Annotated in this window: 1 protein-coding gene; it reads right to left on the reverse strand. The window is 43.5% G+C overall.

The annotated features are described in order from the left end of the window. A partial coding sequence (locus LI162_RS16105) for a MobA/MobL family protein (RefSeq protein WP_227156878.1) occupies nt 1-515 on the reverse strand: 515 nt, incomplete at both ends.

Genomic DNA, 515 nt, shown 5'->3' on the forward strand with positions numbered 1-515 from the left:
GCTTCCATCATGGGAATTACTTCTTTGCTTTCTTCTAATGTCATTCAACCACTCCTTCCATATTGACAATGCACCGGATACCTTACCAAAGGTTGTGATTACCTTTTGCAGTAGTGCATTTTGTTTTTTAATCATCTGGTTTTCCTCTACCTTCCATGAACCATTCCATATCTGTCCGGTGAGATATTTTTCCTCAATCTTTCTTGCATCCGCACCCTCATGAATCGTAGGGATTTTTAATTTGCCCTGTCTTTCATAAGAGCGGTGGTCAATCTGATTGTCTATGGATAAATGCCGGTTACACATCCCAGCCCATTCGCTTCGCCATAACTCACAATTCTTTGGATTATTCCAGCCGGTAGCATCGGTCAGAACCCGTTTCCATTGTTTTCGGTTTCTTGCCCCGACTTTCTGTACTCCGTTTTCATCAAGTACCGGAATGCGGATTCCATGCCGATCAGGATTTTTCTTATCCTGCCACCAGTCCGGGTGGGATTCATCAACCACGATATTTC

Origin of the sequence: Mediterraneibacter sp. 210702-DFI.3.120, assembly GCF_020561005.1 — a bacterium.
GTDB classification, from domain to species: Bacteria; Bacillota; Clostridia; order Lachnospirales; family Lachnospiraceae; genus Mediterraneibacter; species Mediterraneibacter faecis.